Origin of the sequence: Dyadobacter sp. 22481 (assembly GCF_052044875.1) — a bacterium.
In the GTDB taxonomy this organism is placed as follows: Bacteria; Bacteroidota; Bacteroidia; order Cytophagales; family Spirosomataceae; genus Dyadobacter; species Dyadobacter endophyticus.
Window position 1 is genome coordinate 1,542,296 of the sequence record NZ_JBQENV010000003.1, and the last position, 18,916, is coordinate 1,561,211.

The window sequence follows — 18,916 nt, forward strand, 5'->3', positions numbered from 1 at the left end:
AACTCGCTCTCAAAGGAATGCTACGCAAATGGGCAGCTTCACGGCAATGCTTTCGTGCTTGAACGTGAACTTGCCCGTTGCCGCATCCACATCGTACACGACCAGGTTGTCCGTCGACTGATTCGCGACGATCAGGAATTTGCCCGTCGGATCGATATTGAAATCGCGCGGCGTAGCGATGGATTTCGTCTGCTGATCCACCATTTCCAGCTCCCCATTGCCCTGTATTTTGAATGCGGTAATCGAATTATGCCCACGGTTTGACACATATACAAACTTACCGTTAGGATGTAAATGGATCGCGGCACTCGTATTGGTCGGTCCTGAATAGTCGGCAGGGATCGTCGGATAGGTCTTAATGGCCGTTATCACCCCTTTTTTATCGATCGAGCAGGCCGTTACGGTCGCGTCGAGCTCGTTGAGCAAAAACAACCGTTTGCCCGCAGGATGGATGATCAAATGGCGTGGACCGGCACCGGGTTTGCCGGAGAAAAACGGCTGGGCCGCATTGGGCGTCAATTTTCCGGTATTAACATCGACGCTGTAATTCATCACCTTATCACTTCCCAAGTCCGTCACATACACATACCTGCCATCCGGACTAGCCGTTGCGAAATGCGCATGCGCTTTTTCCTGGCGCTTGGCATTAGGTCCGCTCCCCGTGTATTGTTCTTTGTAGACCGGGGCGCTTAGTTTTCCATCGTCACCAATATTATATGCGGAAAAGCTGCCGCCGCCATAATTGGAAACAAAACCCATTTTGCCGGTTGAGTGTACCGAAACGTGGCACGGGCCCACGCCTTCCGAAGGTTGGCTGTTCAGAAAGGTAAGTTTGCGGTCGGCCCCGATGGAATAGGCTGACACTTTATTATCCGACCCGATCGCGTACAAATTCCGCTTATTTGGCGAAATGGCCACATAGCCCGGTGCAACGGATTTGTTGATGGTATCGATCAGCGTTATTTGCCCCGAATTAAGGTTCAGCTCACAGCGGGTAATTGAAGAATTCGCCCCCTTATCTTGCGTACCGACGTAAAAAGTGATATTCCTGTCCTGTGCGAAAGCATTTAACCCCGCCGAAAGTAGTATGATGGATAACAGCAGTTTTTTCATTGTTCGTGTTTTAAATGGATCCCCTCAATGCTTCGGAAAGGGGAACAAAAGAGTTTTTTAATGTTAATTTGCCGGATAAGTATCATTAAAATCAAACCAGAAACCCATGAGCACGATTACCTGGCAGGAATTTGAGCAGGTAGACCTCCGCGCCGGAACGATCATCCGGGTCGACGATTTCCCGAAAGCAAGAAAGCCCGCTTTCAAACTTCTCATTGATCTCGGCTCCGAAATCGGTGTCAAACCAAGCTCTGCCCAAATCACAAAACGTTACACCAAAGAGCAGTTATTGGGCAAACAGGTACTTTGCGTGGTCAATTTTCCTCCGAAACAAATTGCCGATTTCCGTTCCGAAGTACTCACGACCGGTTTCGTTCTGCCCGATGGCGAAGTAATCCTCACAAGCCCCGATTTTCCTGTTCCGAACGGCACGCGCCTTGCATAACAGCCTGCTTCCACTAATCTTGTAAACCACAGCCAGAATTGTGTAATGCTACCGGCAGAGTTGGACTTTATTTTTGTATACCAATTCTGAAAGACTATGGAAACGACAACAGATATAAAAAAAGCAACACTCCCGGTTACCGGCATGTCGTGCGCGGCATGTGCAGTGAGCGTGGAATCGATGCTGAGCCATACCAAAGGGATCGCGAGTGCAGCCGTGAATTATGCGAACCAGTCGGTATCGGTGTCCTACGACCCCGACCTCGTTGATCTCCCCGATATGGACCTCGTGCTGCAAAGCATTGGTTACGGACTCATCATCGAAGAAAACGAGGAAGATGCGATCGCCGAACAGGAGAAAATCCAGCAGGAACACTATCAAAACCTGAAAAACAAGGCCGTGTACACCGGCATACTCACTGCACCGGTGGTTGCTTTGGGGATGTTCTTCATGGATTGGACTTATGCCAACTACATTATGCTGGCCCTTACTATCCCGGTATTGTTTATTTTCGGGAGGGATTTCTTCGTAAATGCCTGGAAGCAGGCTCAGCACCGGAAGGCCAATATGGACACCCTTGTCGCACTCAGCACCGGGGTTGCCTTTCTTTTCAGCACATTCAACACATTCTTTCCCGCGTTCTGGCACGCGCGCGGCTTGCACCCACATGTGTATTTCGAAGCTGCTGCAGTCATTATATTCTTCATTTTGTTGGGTAAACTGATGGAAGAACGTGCCAAATCGAACACTTCCGACGCGCTGAAAAAACTCATTGGACTGCAACCCAAAACGGTGAGAGTCCATCGCGACGGCACCGAAATGGAAATACCGGCTCGCGAAGTACGCCTGGGCGACGAGGTCGTTATCCGGTCGGGAGAGAAAATACCTGTCGACGGCAAGGTGTCCAGCGGCAATTCATTCGTCGACGAAAGCCTTATGACCGGCGAACCCATTCCGGCGGAAAAGAAACCGGGCGACAGCGTCTTTGCCGGAACGCTCAACCAAACGGGCAGTTTTACCTTCACAGCTGAAAAAGTCGGCAAACAGACTGTTTTAGCACAAATCATCAAAACCGTTCAGGCGGCCCAGGGTAGCAAAGCGCCGGTGCAACGGCTCGCGGATCGCGTCGCGGGCATATTCGTGCCTGTCGTGATCGGAATTGCCATTCTCACATTTATCGTGTGGATGTTACTGGGCGCTGAAAATGCGATTACCCACGCCATGCTGACAGCGGTATCCGTATTGGTGATTGCCTGCCCATGTGCGCTCGGTCTCGCCACACCAACGGCCATGATGGTGGGGGTTGGTAAGGGTGCTGAAAACAATATCCTGATCCGCGACGCCGAAAGTCTTGAAAAAGCCTATAAAGTGGATGCTGTAATACTTGATAAAACGGGCACGCTTACCGAAGGCCGCCCGGATGTAACCGATTGGAAATGGATAGCCTCCCTCGAAAACCCGTCCGTACATTTTGCGGCAATAAAAGCACTTGAAGCGCGTTCGGAGCATCCATTGGCGCAGGCCATCGTACAGTATATCGAAAATGACGCGAAAATCGACGTTTCCGGCTTCCAGTCGTTCACCGGGAGCGGAATACGGGGCATCGCCGGCGGGCGCGAATACATTATCGGCACGTTGAAATTCCTGGAAAAGGAGCAAGTCCGCATCGCCGCCGAGCTTCAACCCGCTTACGAAGTGCTCACTGCCCAGGCCAAAACCGTCATCGGTATCGCGATCGACGGTCAGCATGCCGGGCTTATCGCCATCGCCGACCAACTAAAACCTACTTCCCGCGAAGCCGTTGAAAAACTGCACGCACAGGGCATAGAGGTACATATGCTGACAGGCGACAACGCGCAAACGGCCGCCGCAGTTGCATTGCAGACCGGTATCGACAGCTACCAGGCCGAAGTAAAGCCGGATGATAAAATGCAATTCGTTAAAAAATTACAGGCCCAGGGCAAGACCGTCGCGATGGTCGGCGACGGCATCAACGACTCCCAGGCCCTGGCGCAGGCAGACGTGAGCGTAGCCATGGGCAAAGGCTCCGACATCGCGATGGACGTCGCCAAGATGACCCTCATTACTTCCGACCTACTGGCGTTACCGAAAGCGCTAAAACTATCCCGCAAAACCGTGGTTACTATCAGGCAAAACCTTTTCTGGGCATTCATCTATAATGTGATAGGCATTCCCGTCGCTGCCGGCGTTCTATACCCGATAAATGGCTTCCTACTCGATCCGATGATCGCTGGCGGAGCAATGGCCCTAAGCTCGGTTTCGGTTGTGATGAATAGTTTAAGGTTGAAGGGAGCGCGATTGTGAAATTTGTGGTAGTAAGCCTAATTATTTTGGTTAATCAGGCTTACCACCACTTTCACCATCATATCTTTCTCCGCCGGGTTACTTTCTGCGATCATCAGGGTGAGTGTAACCAATGCATTAATAGCTTCGTCGTAAGTGATGACAAAGAGCTGTTTTTCCGATACGCTTTCAATTCTTATCTCGCGATGGTCATACCTGTCGAGGATATCGAGGGCATAAGCATAATCCGTAACCACCTGAATCAGGCCGGTTGCTTCCCCCGCTGTGAGCTCTTTGTTGTGAACGACATTTGCGAGCAGTGCAACAGTTTTTTTCAGGCTTTCCAGCTGATCCAACTTCAATTTTTCCTGTGTCGCAAAACCTTTGATCAGGTAGTCCTTCAAAATCCGGTTAGCCCAAATCCGGAATTGTGTTCCTTGTTTGGACTTCACGCGGTAACCGACTGAAATGATGGTATCGAGACTGTATAAGGCTATCGGCTTGTCGGAGAAAGGAATGTGCAAAAAATGCACATTCCTTTCTCGATCTAATTCATCCTCTCTAAAAACATTCGAAATGTGCTTTGTCACAACTGACCTTTCCTTTCCAAACAGCTCTGCCATCTGTGCCTGCGTAAGCCAGACTGTCTCATTTTGAAGTTGTACTTGAAGTGTCATTTTGCCTTCTTCCGATTCATAAAGAAGGATTTCACCGCGAGGTGAGGGGGTTGCTGTGTCCATAGGTGTTCCTGATTTAAGTTACACCCCTTGATACGCTATGATCTTCAATCGGTCACAGGTTGTAGAATTTCCCTTGACCCAAAAACTCTGCAATACCTTCCCAGAATTCTGTAATACTCTGTAACCGGTTCCCACCGATATTTGTAAAACAATTTAACACATAGCATACCGGACCAGGATCCGGATTTTAGTAACCATGGAAACCTTGCAATTCAAAACCAATATCAAATGCGGCGGCTGTGTCGCTACTGTTACACCATTTCTGAATGGGGATGAAAATGTTGAAAATTGGGCGGTCGACCTTGAAAGTGCGGATCGCGTGCTGAAAGTGGATACGAGCCATTCGCCGGGGGAAATCCAGGAGCTCATCAAAAAGGCTGGGTATGTAGCCGAAGAAATCGTCTGATAATTAGTACTTTTGGCCCGGAATCTGTCTTTCGGGCCATACCAATGGCCCAAATACCAATTGCTGGCATTTATATGAAAAACAAACTGCATAGATCGATCACCATCCTGATGGCCTTCCTGGTCCTGCTGAGCAGCACCGGGTTTGTGCTGACGGTGCGCGAGTGCGCGATGATGGGTGGCAAGTCGATGCAGGTTGTAAGGAAAAGCAAAGAAAATACCCGTAAGCCTAAAGTCATTTCTTCCTGTTGTGCCAAAAGTACAGCGCTGAAAATGGCCAAGGGCACATTCTTCAAAAAAACAGCCTGCTGCAAAGAAAGCCAGAAGCTCGAAAAGCTCGAAGTAGCATCTGTTGATTCGCATTTGCTTGCGAAACTGCTCAAATCGGTGGCAACTGGCGTCACCTGGTCGGCAACAAGCTACCAGTTCATCCGGGCGGAATGGGCCGTTGCGGCTCCCTTCTTTTCCCCCGATATATCCTTCTCTTCCCGTCTTCATGGGAGAAGTATGCTCGCATTTATCCAGTCGTTCCTGATCTGATATCATTGAATAGCAGCCATTTAATGCAACCCGTTCGCATCTGACCGACGGTGTCAGCAATAAATCTCTTATTCCAATGAATCCATGAAATCATGAACAAATACCTTTTAGGAGGGTTACTTTTACTGATATCCTCCTGCATTTACGCACAACGTATTACCGGCTCGGTCAACGAGCAGGAGCCGCAGACTAAAAGCCTGAAACCCATTACCGGGGCCAACGTCTATTGGTCCGGAACAACTCAGGCAACGGCTACCGACGAAAACGGTCGGTTCAATATCCCACGATCGGCACAATCGGCCCTGCTGGTAGTGAGTTTCGTCGGGTTCCGGAATGATACCATTAAAATCGGCCAGGAAAGTGAGTTGCAGGTGGTGCTGCAAAGCGACCAGACGCTCGACGAGGTGGTAGTACGCGCCGGAAACACGTCAATCGACCGGTTGTCGCCGCACCAAACCGAAATCATCACGACCCGCGCATTGGCCAAAGCGGCCTGCTGTAACCTGTCCGAAAGTTTCGAAACGAACGCATCCGTTTCGGTATCTTACAGCGACGCGGTGACGGGTTCCAAACAGATCCAGATGCTCGGATTAAACGGCACCTACATTCAGACGAACGTCGAGAACATCCCCTCCATACGCGGGTTGGCATCCACATTCGGGCTCAATTTTGTCCCCGGAACCTGGATCCAGTCCATCGACGTCGGCAAAGGCGCCGGTTCCGTTGTGAATGGGTACGAATCGATGACCGGGCAAATCAATGTAGAGCTTCAAAAGCCGGATGCGCCGGAGAAGTTATACCTGAATACCTATGTCAACAATTTCGGTCGCGGCGAAGTGAACCTGAACCTCGCACACCAGCTCAGCAAAAAATGGAGCACAGGGCTACTTACTCACGGCAGCACATTGCGCAACCGCATCGACAAAAACGGCGACGGCTTTCTCGACCTGCCGCTTTACACCCAATACAATGCCGTGAACCGTTGGAAATACCAGGGCGACAAATTAATGGCCCAATTTGGTGTAAAAGCACTTTATGAGGACCGTCTGGGCGGCCAGAAAAACTTCGAACGCGAAATGAAGGGCACTACACAAGCCTACGGTTTCGGTGCGCGGGTGAACCGCTATGAGTTTTTCTCCAAAATCGCACGGCTGTTTCCTGAGCAACCCTACAAAGGCCTGGGCTTGATTTTAAATGCTTCGATACATGATTCGAAATCCTATTTTGGATTGAATAATTATGATGGCACGCAAAAAACGCTGTACGGAAACCTGATCTACCAGTCGATCATCGGCAATACCAATCACTCCTACAAAACCGGTATCAGCTATATGCTTGATAATTATGATGAGGTTTACAGGGACATTCGCCAGAAACGGAACGAATCCGTGCCGGGTGCCTTTTTCGAATACACTTATAACTACCTCGATAAATTCGTGATGGTAGCCGGTGGTCGTGTGGATTTCCACAACCTCTATGGAACGCAATGGACGCCTCGCCTGCATTTAAAATACAACCTCACCGACCAGACAACCCTACGAGCGTCGGCTGGCCGTGGGTTCAGGGTAGCGAACCCGCTGGCGGAGTATTACGGGAATCTTGTGAGCTCACGCAATGTGGTTTTCCGGGAGGCGATACGGCCGGAGGTTTCATGGAATTACGGTGCGAGCGTCACACAGGAGTTTAAAATCGGCGAAATGAGCGGCAATTTCATCATGGATTTCTACCGTACCAATTTTGAGAACCAACTCGTGGCGGATATGGAAGACCCGCGTTACATTCGCTTCTACAACCTCGAAGGGAGGGCTTATGCCAACAGCTTTCAGGCCGAAGCGAACCTGACACCCGTCAAACGGTTCGAACTGAAACTGGCATACCGTCTCTTCGACGTGAAACAAACGATCCGTAACGTATATGACCAAAATACTTTGCAACCGAGGATGATGGTAAGCCGCGACAGGGTGCTTTTCAATGCCGGATATGCCCTGCCGTACGACAAATGGAAGTTCGATGCCACGGTGCAATGGAACGGCAAACGCCGGCTGCCGTACATGGGCCACGTTCCCGACCATCACGTGCCTACCGACCTGACGTCGACCCAGGCGCCTTCATTTTACAATTTCAATGCTCAAATCACCCGTACATTCCCAAAATGGGACATCTACCTCGGCGGCGAAAACCTTGCTAACTTCCGCCAAAAAGACCCGATAATGGGCGCCGGAGACCCATTCGGTCAGCATTTCGATGCCGGAATGGCCTGGGGGCCGGTAGTAGGGCGAATGATTTATGCAGGAATGCGTTATAAGATTGTCCGATAATTTTGGGAGGAAAGGAGGAAAGGGAGAAGGGAGGAAGGATTTAGGCTAAATTGACTGGATTATGAAATTATATATCAAAAATATGGTTTGTGACCGCTGCAAGCGGGTCGTGCGCGAGGAATTGAACCGGCTGGGGATTGAACTGACTTTTGTGGAGCTCGGTGAGATCGAAACGGTGGCCGAGGTGAATGCGGATAAGTTGCAGGAGGTGAAGGCTGTGCTGGAAGCGAATGGCTTTGAGCTCCTGGACGACCGCCGCCTCGCGCTGGTGGAGCATATCAAAACGCTGGTGATCGACGAGGTGCAGAACCTGAAAGCCAACAAGCCCGCGCAGATGAATTTTTCGGATTATTTGTCGGAAAAGATCGGGTATGAGTATTCTTACCTGAGCAACCTGTTTTCTTCCGAAACCGGGCAGACGATCGAACAGTACATCATTGCGCAGAAAGTTGAAAAAGTGAAAGAATGGCTCTCCTACAACGAACTCACTTTGAGCGAAATAGCGTGGCGACTTTCTTACAGCAGCACGGCACATTTGAGCAACCAGTTCAAAAAAGTGACCGGCATGACGCCCGGCGAGTTCAAAAAAGGCACATTACAGCGGACTGCGCTCGATCAAGTCGGACAATAGCACTGTTATTAAATTAATATAAAACATAGATTATCAATAAATTACTAAACTTCAACTGTATGAATAAAGTCATTATTGCTTCCCTGCTGTTCCTATCCATCGCCTGTTCAGGAAACCAATCTGACAAAAAGGCTACCGAAACACATGCGGTAAGCGGGAAAAAATATGCCTGCCCGATGCAATGCGAGGGCGACAAAACCTACGCCGAGGCTGGCAAATGCCCGGTTTGTAAAATGGATTTGGAGGAAGTAGCAATGGCCGAAACTGATTCAACAGGACATCAGCATTGATTTTTTTTAAACTGATAATATCATGAAAACAACCATTTTTAGCATTGTAACAGCCCTTTTTCTGGGCTTGAATACCGCCTACGCCGACGGTACCAAAGAGGTAAAAATCAAAACCTCGGCCATTTGCGAAATGTGCAAAGCACGCCTGGAACGTAATCTCGGACTTTCGAAAGGAGTGAAAGAATCGAACCTCGATCTGTCCAACAAGGTGATTACCGTGAAGTACAACCCGGACAAAACGACCCCAGAGGCGATCAAGGCGACGATCAACAAAACCGGCTACGACGCCGACGAGTTGCCCGCCAGCCAGAAAGCGCACGATAAATTGCCAAGCTGCTGCCGCAAAACCGCCGCAGCACACTAGTCACGAAATTCATTCATAATGCTTCTCAACAAACTTATTTTGCTGACGGCCGCCGGAATGGCGGCCACCGTGGCAACGGCTGTCACGCTCCCCGCATTCGGTCAGCACGAGCATCATCAAGCGCCAGCGAAAGACACTGTTAGCCATGAAATGCATGACATGAAAAGCATGGATCATGCGAAAATGGACCACAACGGCCCATCCCACATGACCCACAGCTTTTCATTGAGCCTGCCCATGACCCGCAATGGCTCGGGTACCGGCTGGCAGCCGGACGCCACCCCTATGTACGCCTACATGAAGCACGGGAACAAATGGAACTACATGCTGCACGGAAGCATTTTCCTTCGCTACACCGCGCAAAACTTCAATAATGACGGCAAAAAGGGCTCCGATTCGAAATTTAGCGTTCCCAACTGGTTTATGGGAATGGCCCAGCGGCAGGTAGGCAAAAACGGCCTGCTGAACGTCCGGGCAATGGTTTCCTTCGATCGAATTGTCGACGGAGGTGCGGGTTATCCGCTACTCTTTCAATCTGGCGAAAGCTGGAAAGGCCAGCCGCTGATCGACCGCCAACATCCGCACGACCTCATTTCAGAGCTTTCCATCGGTTATACTCAGCGGATTAACGATAAAGTCGACTTAACGATCTACGCGGGTTACCCGGGCGAGCCGGCTCTCGGGCCTACGGCATTCATGCACCGGATGTCGGCGTTCAATAATCCGGATGCCGTGCTCGGTCATCACTGGCAGGATGCTACGCACATTACATTCGGGGTAGTAACGGCGGGTATCCGTTATGGCAAGTTCAAACTGGAAGGGTCTTCGTTTACCGGTCGCGAGCCGGACGAAAATCGTTTCGATTTTGACAAACCACGTTTCAATTCTTACAGTTACCGCTTGCTATTCAACCCTTCTGCCAACTGGGCAATGCAGGTTTCACGCGGTTTTATCAAGAGTCCTGAACCGCGCGAACCCGACGAGGATGTAAACCGCACGACCGCTTCTGTTCAGCATTCGGGAAATCTGGGAGGAAAAAACAGGTGGATTTCTTCCACATTCGTGTGGGGATTAAATGACGCGGGCGAGCACCATAAGGAAAATTCGGTTTTGGCTGAATCCAATCTGCAACTGGACAAATGGGCCGTTTATGGCCGTTATGAATGGGTGCAAAAAAGCGGTAGCGAGCTGGGTCTGATAGCTTATGACCCCGACCCCCTTCTGGAAAAGTTACCCGTTTCGATGTTTTCACTCGGTTTGAACCGCCAAATCGCCTCGTTCAGCAACACATTACTACAAGCCGGAGCGCAGATCAGCCTTTACAAACCGGACCGCCTTTTGGAAAGCGTCTACGGTAAAGCACCGCTTTCGGGACAGGTGTACCTGCGCATTACGCCTGCGCTCATGCGTATGTAAGCGGGCTTTTTTAGTAGTTTTAGGTTTTAATTTAAACCAAAACAATACCGTGGCCTGGTACCATACCTATTTCAAAGGACTCCCGCAACGCGCCTGGAAACTCAACCAAGACGAAGAATACACCGATTATGAGGTCGATTTCCTGCGGGATGTACTCGAAATAACACCCGAAAGCAAGGTACTTGACGTGCTCGCCGGCTACGGACGACATGCTTTACCGCTCGCAGAGCAAGGCACTACATTGACTTGCATCGACATCTCGCAGGAATATTGTGAGGAATTACAGACGATCAGCAGCAAGCAGCAACTGCCGCTGGAAGTGATTTGCGCGGACGTACTGAATTATGCACTGCCCGACCGACAATTTGATGCCGCATACTGCTTTGGCAACAGTTTCAGCTTCTTCCCGAGAGCCGAAATGCAACAGTTTATCGGACAGATTGCATCGGCATTGAAACCCGGCGCTCATGTGGCCATTCACACCGAAAATCTTGCCGAAAGCATTTTCCCCAGTTTCCAGACGCGAAACTGGATGCCTGTGCAGGAAGATATTGTTTACCTCGCCGAAAACGAGTACCGGGCGGAAGGCGGCTACATCGAAGCGGAACAGACATTCATCGCCGGCTCCGAAAGAGTGGCCCACAGTGTGCGTCAGCATATTTATACGCTTGGAGAAATTAACTATATGTTCGAGCTGGCCGGATTGGTCGTGGTAGGCACATTTAGCAACCTCGAAGCCGATCCGTTCATGCTGGGCGACGAGCAATTGTACCTCGTGGCCCGCAAGCAGTGATCAATGCGGGAGCCTGGCGCGAAGCAGTCCGTACACCCAGGTTCCGGCAATGGCGCTCAATAAGGTAACGGCCACAGTTAGGTAACCCGCACCGATTTGTGCAAACAAGGGTCCCGGGCAAGCACCGGTAATGGCCCAGCCGAAGCCGAACAAAAGCCCGCCGTAAATCTGGCCCTTGTCGAAAACCTTGTCGGCAATGCTTACGGTCTCACCGGATAATGTCTTGATATTAAATCTTTTGATAAGCCATATTGAGAGTAGCCCGACCGCCACGGCCGAGCCGATCACACCGTACATGTGAAAGGAATCCAGCCGGAACATTTCCTGGATGCGAAACCACGAAACAACCTCGGCTTTGACAAAAACAATCCCGAAGATGACGCCCACCAGCAGGTATTTCAGGTTTGCAGTGAAACCCTCAGTGGATTGCTGCCGGTTCGCACCGTCGCAGCCATCGATTTTTATGTTGTCGAAATCCGGGTTTTCTGATTCGGCAAGAGAGGAATGCTGATTGAATTTTTCCATGGTTGAGTGACTATTAAAGGTGGTGAATTGTCGCAAAAAGCCCACCTATTTGACCAGATTGAGAAAGAAAGGAAGCAACACATGCGTGCATGCAAACCCGCCGATCATAAAACTGACCGTGGCCACGAGCGACGGCCATTGCAGATTAGAAAGCCCCATTATCGCATGTCCCGACGTACACCCTCCCGCATAACGTGTTCCAAAGCCGACCAAAAACCCGCCTAGTACAAAGAAAATCAAGCCTTTTAGCGTAAAGACATTGCTTACTGCGAAAATATCCGAGGGCATAAGTCCCGAAAAGTCTTGAACTCCCAATGCGGCCAACGTTTGTCGCGTATCGTCGGCCACCACAATGGCATCCGGATTGCCAAGCCAGAAGTTCCCTACAAACCCGCCAACCGCGATTCCTGCGACGAAAAACAGGTTCCACACTTCCTTCCGCCAGTTGTATTTGAAAAAAGGCAACCCCGCCGGAATCACCGCCGCACAGATATGCCGCAGCGACGACGATATGCCAAACGATTTATTCCCCAGCAAGAGCAGCACCGGCACCGTAAGGCCAATCAGAGGCCCGGCAATGTACCAGGGCCAGGGGCTTTTGAGAAGTTCGACTATTTCCATTGTTAATGATATTAATTATATAGATTTTGTATACTAATTGAAGACTATTTTTCAAACTTCTAGAGTTTGTTAGGATTGAGCAGTTTCAATTTTGAGATACCAATAAAATCTACTTCGTTATCAGTCAATAAAGTGAGGTCATTGACCATAGCAGTTGCGGCTATTATTGCATCCGGGGTTCTCATTTTCCGGCCCCGTCTTAATTTAACGCACATCTCAACGACCTCCGTATTCAAAGCAAAGACAGAACTATCATTCACAAACTCTCTAATCCTGTTCTCAAATTCACTTTTCCACGACAATAACTCAATTTGCGTTATGACGGATAGCTGAGGTGTCGAATCAATCACCGCGTCTAAAAGACGTTCCCCTTCCGGAGGCAGCAAACGTGACAAATATTTCGAAACGATGTTGGTATCGATTAAGTATTGTCCCATTCGTTTCGGCTGTGATTTATATAATTAATAAGTTCCTCGCCGGCCTCGCGTGGTAGGATTCCTTTGTATTTTTCAGACATTTTCTTCTTCGGAGCCTCTTTATCATCATGCAAACGAATAATATCCATCGCTTCCAAGTCTTTCAACAATTGCAATGCATTTTTATGAGTAAGCTCCACAACCAGCGTTTCCATAACCGACCTTTTGTTTTTCCCTAAGCTACAAATAATGAACTAAATAATCACGCCTCGGCCAATATGGGGACGTTGGTTTTGGCAACCGCGCCGTAGCCTCCTTCGATATTGACGACATCCTCTATTCCTCTCGATTTAAGGATCGAGGCGGCTACCATGGAGCGGTAACCTCCCGCACAATGAATGTGGAGCTTCCGGTCCTTTGGAAACTCCGCCATAAGATCATTAATGTAATCTAAAGGTAGGTTTCGCGCTCCTTCGATGTGTCCCGCGGCAAATTCGTCCGGCTTGCGCACGTCAATCACCTCGACATCGCCCGATTCGTAGCGGTTCGCAAATTCCCCGGCGCTCACCGATTCGACGGTGTCAGTTTCCTTGCCGGCATGTTTCCAGCTTTCGAAACCGCCGTTGAGATAGCCAATTGTATAATCATAACCAACGCGAGCGAGACGCGTGACTACCTCTTCTTCCTTCCCCGGCTCTGTTACGATAAGGAGCTGTTGCTTCAAGTCAGGGATTAATGCGCCTACCCAGGGGGCAAAGCTTCCGTCGATGCCGATATTGATGGAATTTGGTATAAAACCTTTTGCAAAATCTGCCGGTTTACGGGTATCGAGTATCAGTGCGCCGGTATTATTGGCCTTCGCTTCAAATGCTTCCGGCGATAATGCCTGATGGCCACGCTCGAGCACGTCGTCGATGCTTTCGTAACCGTCGCGGTTCATTTTCACGTTTTCGGGGAAATATTGCGGCGGCTCTGCCAAGCCGGCAGTTACTTCTTTAATAAATTCCTCCCTGGTCATATTGGCACGCAGCGCGTAGTTGAAGCGCTTCTGGTTACCCAGCGTATCGGAAGTTTCCTTGCTCATATTCTTACCGCAAGCAGAGCCTGCGCCGTGTGCCGGGTAAACGATCACATCGTCGGGCAAAGGCATGATTTTGGCACGAAGGCTGTCATAGAGAGTACCCGCCAGATCGTCCATCGTGAGATCGCCTTTTTGTGCTAAATCCGGACGACCTACATCACCAATAAATAACGTATCGCCGGAAAACAGCGCGACAGGCTTACCAGATTCATCCAATAACAGATAGCTTGTAGACTCCATGGTGTGCCCGGGCGTATGCAAAGCGCGGATAATGATATTGCCCAATTTGAATTCCTCACCATCTTCGGCGATAAGCGCTTTGAACCCGGTTTGTGCGCCAGGACCATAAACAATTTCCGCACCGGTTTTTTCCGCCAGATCAATATGACCTGAAACAAAGTCCGCATGAAAATGGGTCTCAAATACATACTTGATCCGGGCGCCGGTTTTTTCAGCCCTCTGAATGTAGGGAGCCACTTCCCGCAGCGGGTCGATTACCGCGGCCTCGCCGTTTGAAACAATAAAATAAGCGCCCTGCGCCAGGCATCCGGTATATATCTGCTCTATTTTCATGTTGTCTATACGTCTTTATGTGGATGTAACGTGTCGGGCATGGTCAGGTATTGTCAAGAGTGGTCAGTCCCTGTCAGATATTACCCGACTTTTCTTGAAAATTAAAACTCATCGTCAACAGTGACAACCCTTAACAATTCCCGACAGTTCCTTACTATTCCTTGCTAACCTGACCGCCCTACCGCCGTCGAATAACCCCAAGGCAATAACGTACCACGATCAGAAAACTCCTGACCAACCCCAATACTAAGTGACCTCCCCGAATGAATCCCGGCATAGTTAGACTTTAACCACCTTCCATCCCCCAAGACGGAACCGCCAAATGCCCAGCATGGCCAGAACGGATTCCGCAATGGGTACCGCAGCAAAAACACCAACCGGCCCGAAGCCCAGTATAACGGCCAGTACATACGCAGTGGGGATTTGCACCGTCCAGAATGCGATCAGGTTCAAAACCGTCGGCGTCTTGGTATCGCCAGCGCCGTTCAGCGACTGGATCACCACCATCCCGTATGCGTAAAACCCGTAACCCAGGCAAAGCACACGCAATGCAAGCTTGCCGGTTTCGACCACATGCGGCTGGGAACTGAACAAGCCGATAATGCTTTCAGCACCAATAAACATGAGGACTGCAAGCACGCCCAGGAAAATCAGGTTGAATGAAGCGCATTTCCAAACTGACGCTTCGGCACGTTCGGGCTTGCCGGCTCCCAGGTTCTGCCCTACCAGCGTCGCGGCGGCATTCGCAAGTCCCCAGGCAGGCAGCAATGTGAACATGATCACGCGGATAGCAATGGTGTAACCAGCTACCACGTCGCTGCCGAATTCGGAAAGAATGCGTGTCAGGAAAATCCAGCTTGCAGAGCCGATCAGGAACTGGACCGTACCGCCGGTTGCGATTTTAACGATGGCCCTGATCGTTTCCGGGTTTGGTTTAAGATCTTCCCAAAGCAAGCCTAATGCCCTTTTGCCTTTCGCAAGCGAAAACAGCTGGTAGCCAACACCAATCGATCGCCCTGTGGCTGTCGCCAGCGCCGCGCCTGTTACGCCGAGTTCGGGAAATGGCCCGATACCGAATATCAGGATAGGCCCCAAAACCATATTGAAGCCGTTGGCGATCATCAGCGAACGCATGGCCGTTGCTGCTGCACCTGCACCACGCAGCGCCCCGCTCAGCGAGTAGAGCAGCACCACCACCGGACTGCTCAGAAACTGGATCCGGGCAAAGTTAGTACCCGTCTCGATTACCTTGGCGTCGGCGCCCATCATGCGCAGAATGTCGCCCGCGAGCAAATAACCGGCCACCGCCGTCACGGAAGAGATCGCCAGTGAAATGAATATCACCTGCCCCACCGCGTGGCGGGCCTGGTCGAGGTTCCCTTCGCCCGTACGCCGGGCGATAGTGGCCGTAGCCGCGGTACTCAAACCAATGGCAACCGAATAAACCAGCGTAATAACAGATTCGGTAAGCCCTACCGTCGCAACGGCCTCAGTGCTGACTTTTGAAACAAAGAAAATATCGACAACCGCGAACAGCGACTCCATAACCATTTCGAGGATCATGGGTACTGACAGCAAGAAAATGGCACGGTTGATGCTTCCTTCGGTAAAACTTTCTTCGGAGCCACGAATAGCCTGACGAAGCAGTGTAAACCACTTTTTCATGGATAATAAGAATTTGCAATATGGATAAATAGAAAATTGCGCGGCCAGCGAGGACCGTAAAAAAGTGCCTGTTAAAAGGCGGGGAATGACTTGTGGCTAAGTATTAGCCGAAGATGAGCACCAACATAGGCTTAAAGAATTTCGGCAAAGATACAAAAGACTTTTTCGAACAATCAAATAAAAAAATGGATTTGTTAAATGGTAAATGTAATTTCACGAATTCCCGCCGTGAACTTTTGCGCCGGACAAACCGTTGCAACTCTGCCCCATTTCCGGCGTGCGGTATACTTTTGCAGGATTTTTGAGCCGGGAACAAGCCATTAAAACACCAGTGCATGATTGATAAGAAGAAATTATATTCGACAGCCGCCAAAAAGGAAACCGCCGTACTGGTAGCTGTAAGTACCCAGAAGCAAAACGTCGAAAAGACAAAAGAATACCTGGAAGAACTCGCATTCCTGGCAACAACGCTGGGCGTAGAGACTGTCCAGACGTTTACACAAAACCTCGAACGGCCGGACATCCGGACTTACACCGGAAAAGGCAAGCTGGAAGAAATCCTGATCTACGTCACCGCGAACCCGGTTGACATGATCATTTACGACGACGATCTGTCGCCTTCGCAGGTCCGCAACCTGGAAGCCGTTTTTAAGGACATTAAGGTAATTGACCGCAGCTTGCTGATCCTCGCCATTTTCGCGATGCGTGCGCAGACGGCCCAGTCGAAATTGCAGGTAGAACTCGCGCAGTACCAATATATGTACCCTCGTTTGACGCGCATGTGGACCCACCTTAGCCGCCAATCGGGTGCGGGTGTGGGTATGCGTGGCCCGGGTGAAACCGAGCTCGAAACCGACCGCCGGATCGTAAAAGACAGGATTGCATTCCTGAAAGAAAAACTGGAAAAAGTCGATAAGCAAAGCACTACCCGCCGCAAAGAGCGCGACCGCCTCGTGCGCGTGGCCATTGTGGGTTACACCAACGTGGGCAAATCGACATTGATGCGGAACCTCTCCAAGGCCGATGTCTTTGCCGAAAACAAGCTCTTCGCAACCGTCGATTCAACCGTGCGGAAGGTGAATATGGAGAATGTCCCTTTTCTGCTCACGGACACCGTCGGCTTTATCCGCAAACTTCCAACCACCCTCATCGAGTCATTCAAATCGACCCTCGACGAAGTGCGCGAGGCGGATATTCTGATGCACGTGGTGGACATTTCGCATGCTTCTTTTGAAGAGCATCTGGATGTAGTGAACAAAACGCTGGAAGAAATAGGAGCAGCGAACAAGCCTTCCATATTGGTATTCAACAAAATAGATTTGTACAAACCATCGTACAACGACGACGAAGACCAGGAAGAAACCACGCTGTCGACACAGGACGTACTCAATCAGCTGAAACGAAGCTACATCGCCGAAAAAGCCGACCATGTGGTATTTATCTCCGCCCAGCAGAAGGAAAATATCGATGAATTAAAACGGACGCTGTTCTCATTGGTGAAGGAAAGACACTTCTCCATTTACCCGAACTGGCTCGATCTCGGCTACACAGCCGTAGAAACTGAGGAATAATCATTTGTAATTCAAATGATTTTTTCTCAGTTTTGCACCCCGATTCCCGGTTGTTGGGGATGGGTATTGACTGCGTAGTTCAACGGATAGAATAGGAGTTTCCTAAACTCTAGATATGGGTTCGATTCCCGTCGCGGTCACAAAAGCCAGGCATTTTGTCTGGCTTTTTTGTGTTTGCAAGAATGGAAGTTTGTCGAATGCGACTCCAACTAAACTCTGGATAGTTTCAGCAAATGACGGCAAGTGCCAATTTCAAAAAGCATAGACGTCAGGTTCATTTGTTCAGTACCTTCACGATCTCGTCAATATTATTGGCTATTTGATTCAGCAATATATCCTCCTTGGTGTTTCCAAATTTTTTCACAAACTCCCTATAATCAAGATTATCGTTTTCTTCGATAAGTTTTGCACTAAGTTGCTGAAACGTCGTTGAACGAGTTTTCGAACCTGTATTGAATGCAATTATTCTACACATTAAAGATTGATATACCAATGTCTTCTTCAAACTAGAAAAATACCCTTTTGCGCTTAATAGCCTGGTATTGGTCTGTGTAAAATAGTCTGGTATTTCTTGCTCATAAAGCACAACCACCGCATGAAAATTATTTTTAAATAAAATTTTAAAGTTTTCTTCCGCGCATTGACGGTCGCGAAAATTTGCTCCTGAAAACTTCACCTGGAAGCACTTTTCAATACTAAGCGAGTCACTATCAGGCAAATAAAAAATATCAATCGCATTGTTGGCTTTAAGTGTTCTTATAATAACGCTATCAATTCTGCTCCTAAAACTGGGTTGTGGGTCAATCGTACTGTATTGATTGTTAAGCGGAATCGGCGCCGTCTTCCGATAAGAATACTGATTATCAGAAATATACACCAATCCAATCTTTTTTATTCCTGCATTTTTCAGGTTTATATCCTTGATTTGATTTTCATCTTTTTGGCTAAAAATTAGTCGGTGCTCAATATTTTTCAAATTTCTACCTCCGATATGAATATCTTGTGAATGCGAAACCCGCCCGAACAACGCAAAGACAAGAACAAATACAACCCTCATACACTCTCGTTTTAAAGTAGACCCCGTTTGCTTTTGCATCAGACTATA

General features: G+C 49.4%; 20 protein-coding genes and 1 tRNA gene. 12 read left to right on the forward strand and 9 right to left on the reverse strand.

Annotated elements, in window-relative coordinates; genetic code table 11:
- Nucleotides 1-9 precede the first annotated feature (9 nt).
- Complete coding sequence (locus tag ACTJJJ_RS25195; protein ID WP_440703381.1) at nucleotides 10-1,113, reverse strand: lactonase family protein; 1,104 nt, start codon at nucleotides 1,111-1,113, stop codon at nucleotides 10-12.
- 106 nt (nucleotides 1,114-1,219) lie between these two features.
- On the opposite strand from ACTJJJ_RS25195, the gene ACTJJJ_RS25200 reads away from it, so the two are divergent.
- Together ACTJJJ_RS25200 and ACTJJJ_RS25205 are read left to right on the forward strand one after the other, a co-directional pair.
- Nucleotides 1,220-1,558 (forward strand): tRNA-binding protein, encoded by a 339-nt coding sequence (locus ACTJJJ_RS25200; RefSeq protein WP_188936871.1) that lies wholly within the window; start codon nucleotides 1,220-1,222, stop codon nucleotides 1,556-1,558.
- A 96-nt stretch (nucleotides 1,559-1,654) separates the two neighbouring features.
- Nucleotides 1,655-3,883 carry a heavy metal translocating P-type ATPase gene (locus tag ACTJJJ_RS25205; RefSeq protein WP_440703382.1) on the forward strand — a complete coding sequence of 743 codons (2,229 nt, stop codon included), beginning with the start codon at nucleotides 1,655-1,657 and terminating at the stop codon, nucleotides 3,881-3,883.
- Between the two features lie 17 nt (nucleotides 3,884-3,900).
- Here ACTJJJ_RS25205 and ACTJJJ_RS25210 read toward each other — a convergent pair whose 3' ends face one another.
- Entirely contained in the window at nucleotides 3,901-4,602 is a 702-nt protein-coding gene (locus ACTJJJ_RS25210) for a virulence RhuM family protein (RefSeq protein ID WP_440703383.1), read from the reverse strand.
- 196 nt (nucleotides 4,603-4,798) lie between these two features.
- Here ACTJJJ_RS25210 and ACTJJJ_RS25215 point away from each other — a divergent pair, with 196 nt between their 5' ends.
- The 8 genes from ACTJJJ_RS25215 (at nucleotide 4,799) to ACTJJJ_RS25250 (ending at nucleotide 11,359) form a co-directional block, all read left to right on the forward strand.
- Entirely contained in the window at nucleotides 4,799-5,008 is a 210-nt protein-coding gene (locus tag ACTJJJ_RS25215; RefSeq protein ID WP_440703384.1) for a heavy-metal-associated domain-containing protein, read from the forward strand.
- Nucleotides 5,009-5,082: 74 nt separating this feature from the next.
- Nucleotides 5,083-5,547, forward strand: coding sequence for a hypothetical protein (locus ACTJJJ_RS25220; RefSeq protein ID WP_188936878.1), 465 nt, complete (start codon nucleotides 5,083-5,085; stop codon nucleotides 5,545-5,547).
- A gap of 92 nt (nucleotides 5,548-5,639) precedes the next feature.
- Nucleotides 5,640-7,865 carry a TonB-dependent receptor gene (locus ACTJJJ_RS25225; RefSeq protein WP_440703385.1) on the forward strand — a complete coding sequence of 742 codons (2,226 nt, stop codon included), beginning with the start codon at nucleotides 5,640-5,642 and terminating at the stop codon, nucleotides 7,863-7,865.
- A 61-nt stretch (nucleotides 7,866-7,926) separates the two neighbouring features.
- Nucleotides 7,927-8,496, forward strand: coding sequence for a helix-turn-helix domain-containing protein (locus tag ACTJJJ_RS25230; protein WP_188936883.1), 570 nt, complete (start codon nucleotides 7,927-7,929; stop codon nucleotides 8,494-8,496).
- A gap of 59 nt (nucleotides 8,497-8,555) precedes the next feature.
- On the forward strand, nucleotides 8,556-8,786 hold the full coding sequence (locus ACTJJJ_RS25235) for a heavy metal-binding domain-containing protein (protein ID WP_188936885.1): 231 nt from the start codon (nucleotides 8,556-8,558) through the stop codon (nucleotides 8,784-8,786).
- A gap of 22 nt (nucleotides 8,787-8,808) precedes the next feature.
- Nucleotides 8,809-9,150, forward strand: coding sequence for a heavy-metal-associated domain-containing protein (locus ACTJJJ_RS25240; protein ID WP_426291955.1), 342 nt, complete (start codon nucleotides 8,809-8,811; stop codon nucleotides 9,148-9,150).
- Between the two features lie 18 nt (nucleotides 9,151-9,168).
- Nucleotides 9,169-10,566 (forward strand): hypothetical protein, encoded by a 1,398-nt coding sequence (locus tag ACTJJJ_RS25245; RefSeq protein WP_440703386.1) that lies wholly within the window; start codon nucleotides 9,169-9,171, stop codon nucleotides 10,564-10,566.
- 49 nt (nucleotides 10,567-10,615) lie between these two features.
- Nucleotides 10,616-11,359 carry a class I SAM-dependent methyltransferase gene (locus tag ACTJJJ_RS25250; protein ID WP_440703387.1) on the forward strand — a complete coding sequence of 248 codons (744 nt, stop codon included), beginning with the start codon at nucleotides 10,616-10,618 and terminating at the stop codon, nucleotides 11,357-11,359.
- On the opposite strand, the gene ACTJJJ_RS25255 is transcribed toward ACTJJJ_RS25250, so the two are convergent.
- The 6 genes from ACTJJJ_RS25255 to ACTJJJ_RS25280 form a co-directional block, all read right to left on the reverse strand.
- Complete coding sequence (locus ACTJJJ_RS25255) at nucleotides 11,360-11,884, reverse strand: YeeE/YedE family protein (protein ID WP_188936896.1); 525 nt, start codon at nucleotides 11,882-11,884, stop codon at nucleotides 11,360-11,362. It abuts the gene before it with no gap.
- A 45-nt stretch (nucleotides 11,885-11,929) separates the two neighbouring features.
- Nucleotides 11,930-12,505 carry a YeeE/YedE family protein gene (locus ACTJJJ_RS25260; RefSeq protein WP_188936898.1) on the reverse strand — a complete coding sequence of 192 codons (576 nt, stop codon included), beginning with the start codon at nucleotides 12,503-12,505 and terminating at the stop codon, nucleotides 11,930-11,932.
- 59 nt (nucleotides 12,506-12,564) lie between these two features.
- Nucleotides 12,565-12,942 (reverse strand): type II toxin-antitoxin system VapC family toxin, encoded by a 378-nt coding sequence (locus ACTJJJ_RS25265; RefSeq protein ID WP_426291958.1) that lies wholly within the window; start codon nucleotides 12,940-12,942, stop codon nucleotides 12,565-12,567.
- The gene (locus ACTJJJ_RS25270; protein WP_188936903.1) at nucleotides 12,927-13,136 is read right to left on the reverse strand and encodes a hypothetical protein; all 210 of its coding nucleotides are present in this window, start codon (nucleotides 13,134-13,136) and stop codon (nucleotides 12,927-12,929) included. Before ACTJJJ_RS25270 ends, ACTJJJ_RS25265 begins: the two co-directional genes overlap by 16 nt.
- A gap of 47 nt (nucleotides 13,137-13,183) precedes the next feature.
- Nucleotides 13,184-14,575, reverse strand: a complete 1,392-nt coding sequence (locus ACTJJJ_RS25275) for an MBL fold metallo-hydrolase (protein WP_426291959.1) — start codon at nucleotides 14,573-14,575, stop codon at nucleotides 13,184-13,186.
- Between the two features lie 279 nt (nucleotides 14,576-14,854).
- Nucleotides 14,855-16,240, reverse strand: a complete 1,386-nt coding sequence (locus ACTJJJ_RS25280; RefSeq protein ID WP_188936908.1) for an MATE family efflux transporter — start codon at nucleotides 16,238-16,240, stop codon at nucleotides 14,855-14,857.
- 335 nt (nucleotides 16,241-16,575) lie between these two features.
- On the opposite strand from ACTJJJ_RS25280, the gene hflX reads away from it, so the two are divergent.
- Together hflX and ACTJJJ_RS25290 are read left to right on the forward strand one after the other, a co-directional pair.
- Nucleotides 16,576-17,811 carry a GTPase HflX gene (hflX, locus tag ACTJJJ_RS25285; RefSeq protein ID WP_440703388.1) on the forward strand — a complete coding sequence of 412 codons (1,236 nt, stop codon included), beginning with the start codon at nucleotides 16,576-16,578 and terminating at the stop codon, nucleotides 17,809-17,811.
- Nucleotides 17,812-17,879: 68 nt separating this feature from the next.
- A tRNA-Arg gene (locus tag ACTJJJ_RS25290) sits at nucleotides 17,880-17,951 on the forward strand.
- A 134-nt stretch (nucleotides 17,952-18,085) separates the two neighbouring features.
- Here the strand turns inward: ACTJJJ_RS25290 and ACTJJJ_RS25295 are convergent.
- The gene (locus tag ACTJJJ_RS25295) at nucleotides 18,086-18,868 is read right to left on the reverse strand and encodes a hypothetical protein (RefSeq protein WP_440703389.1); all 783 of its coding nucleotides are present in this window, start codon (nucleotides 18,866-18,868) and stop codon (nucleotides 18,086-18,088) included.
- Between the last annotated feature and the right edge of the window lie 48 nt (nucleotides 18,869-18,916).

What these genes read in the sequence shown, in the direction of transcription:
- ACTJJJ_RS25205 (WP_440703382.1), top strand. Translation starts at nt 1,655, where the DNA reads ATGGAAACGACAACAGATATAAAAAAAGCAACACTCCCGGTTACCGGC.
- ACTJJJ_RS25265 (WP_426291958.1), bottom strand. Translation starts at nt 12,942, where the DNA reads ATGGGACAATACTTAATCGATACCAACATCGTTTCGAAATATTTGTCA.
- ACTJJJ_RS25280 (WP_188936908.1), bottom strand. Translation starts at nt 16,240, where the DNA reads ATGAAAAAGTGGTTTACACTGCTTCGTCAGGCTATTCGTGGCTCCGAA.
- ACTJJJ_RS25270 (WP_188936903.1), bottom strand. Translation starts at nt 13,136, where the DNA reads ATGGAAACGCTGGTTGTGGAGCTTACTCATAAAAATGCATTGCAATTG.
- ACTJJJ_RS25260 (WP_188936898.1), bottom strand. Translation starts at nt 12,505, where the DNA reads ATGGAAATAGTCGAACTTCTCAAAAGCCCCTGGCCCTGGTACATTGCC.
- ACTJJJ_RS25225 (WP_440703385.1), top strand. Translation starts at nt 5,640, where the DNA reads ATGAACAAATACCTTTTAGGAGGGTTACTTTTACTGATATCCTCCTGC.
- ACTJJJ_RS25200 (WP_188936871.1), top strand. Translation starts at nt 1,220, where the DNA reads ATGAGCACGATTACCTGGCAGGAATTTGAGCAGGTAGACCTCCGCGCC.
- ACTJJJ_RS25240 (WP_426291955.1), top strand. Translation starts at nt 8,809, where the DNA reads ATGAAAACAACCATTTTTAGCATTGTAACAGCCCTTTTTCTGGGCTTG.
- ACTJJJ_RS25215 (WP_440703384.1), top strand. Translation starts at nt 4,799, where the DNA reads ATGGAAACCTTGCAATTCAAAACCAATATCAAATGCGGCGGCTGTGTC.
- ACTJJJ_RS25220 (WP_188936878.1), top strand. Translation starts at nt 5,083, where the DNA reads ATGAAAAACAAACTGCATAGATCGATCACCATCCTGATGGCCTTCCTG.
- hflX (WP_440703388.1), top strand. Translation starts at nt 16,576, where the DNA reads ATGATTGATAAGAAGAAATTATATTCGACAGCCGCCAAAAAGGAAACC.
- ACTJJJ_RS25235 (WP_188936885.1), top strand. Translation starts at nt 8,556, where the DNA reads ATGAATAAAGTCATTATTGCTTCCCTGCTGTTCCTATCCATCGCCTGT.
- ACTJJJ_RS25230 (WP_188936883.1), top strand. Translation starts at nt 7,927, where the DNA reads ATGAAATTATATATCAAAAATATGGTTTGTGACCGCTGCAAGCGGGTC.
- ACTJJJ_RS25210 (WP_440703383.1), bottom strand. Translation starts at nt 4,602, where the DNA reads ATGGACACAGCAACCCCCTCACCTCGCGGTGAAATCCTTCTTTATGAA.
- ACTJJJ_RS25255 (WP_188936896.1), bottom strand. Translation starts at nt 11,884, where the DNA reads ATGGAAAAATTCAATCAGCATTCCTCTCTTGCCGAATCAGAAAACCCG.
- ACTJJJ_RS25195 (WP_440703381.1), bottom strand. Translation starts at nt 1,113, where the DNA reads ATGAAAAAACTGCTGTTATCCATCATACTACTTTCGGCGGGGTTAAAT.
- ACTJJJ_RS25245 (WP_440703386.1), top strand. Translation starts at nt 9,169, where the DNA reads ATGCTTCTCAACAAACTTATTTTGCTGACGGCCGCCGGAATGGCGGCC.
- ACTJJJ_RS25275 (WP_426291959.1), bottom strand. Translation starts at nt 14,575, where the DNA reads ATGAAAATAGAGCAGATATATACCGGATGCCTGGCGCAGGGCGCTTAT.
- ACTJJJ_RS25295 (WP_440703389.1), bottom strand. Translation starts at nt 18,868, where the DNA reads ATGAGGGTTGTATTTGTTCTTGTCTTTGCGTTGTTCGGGCGGGTTTCG.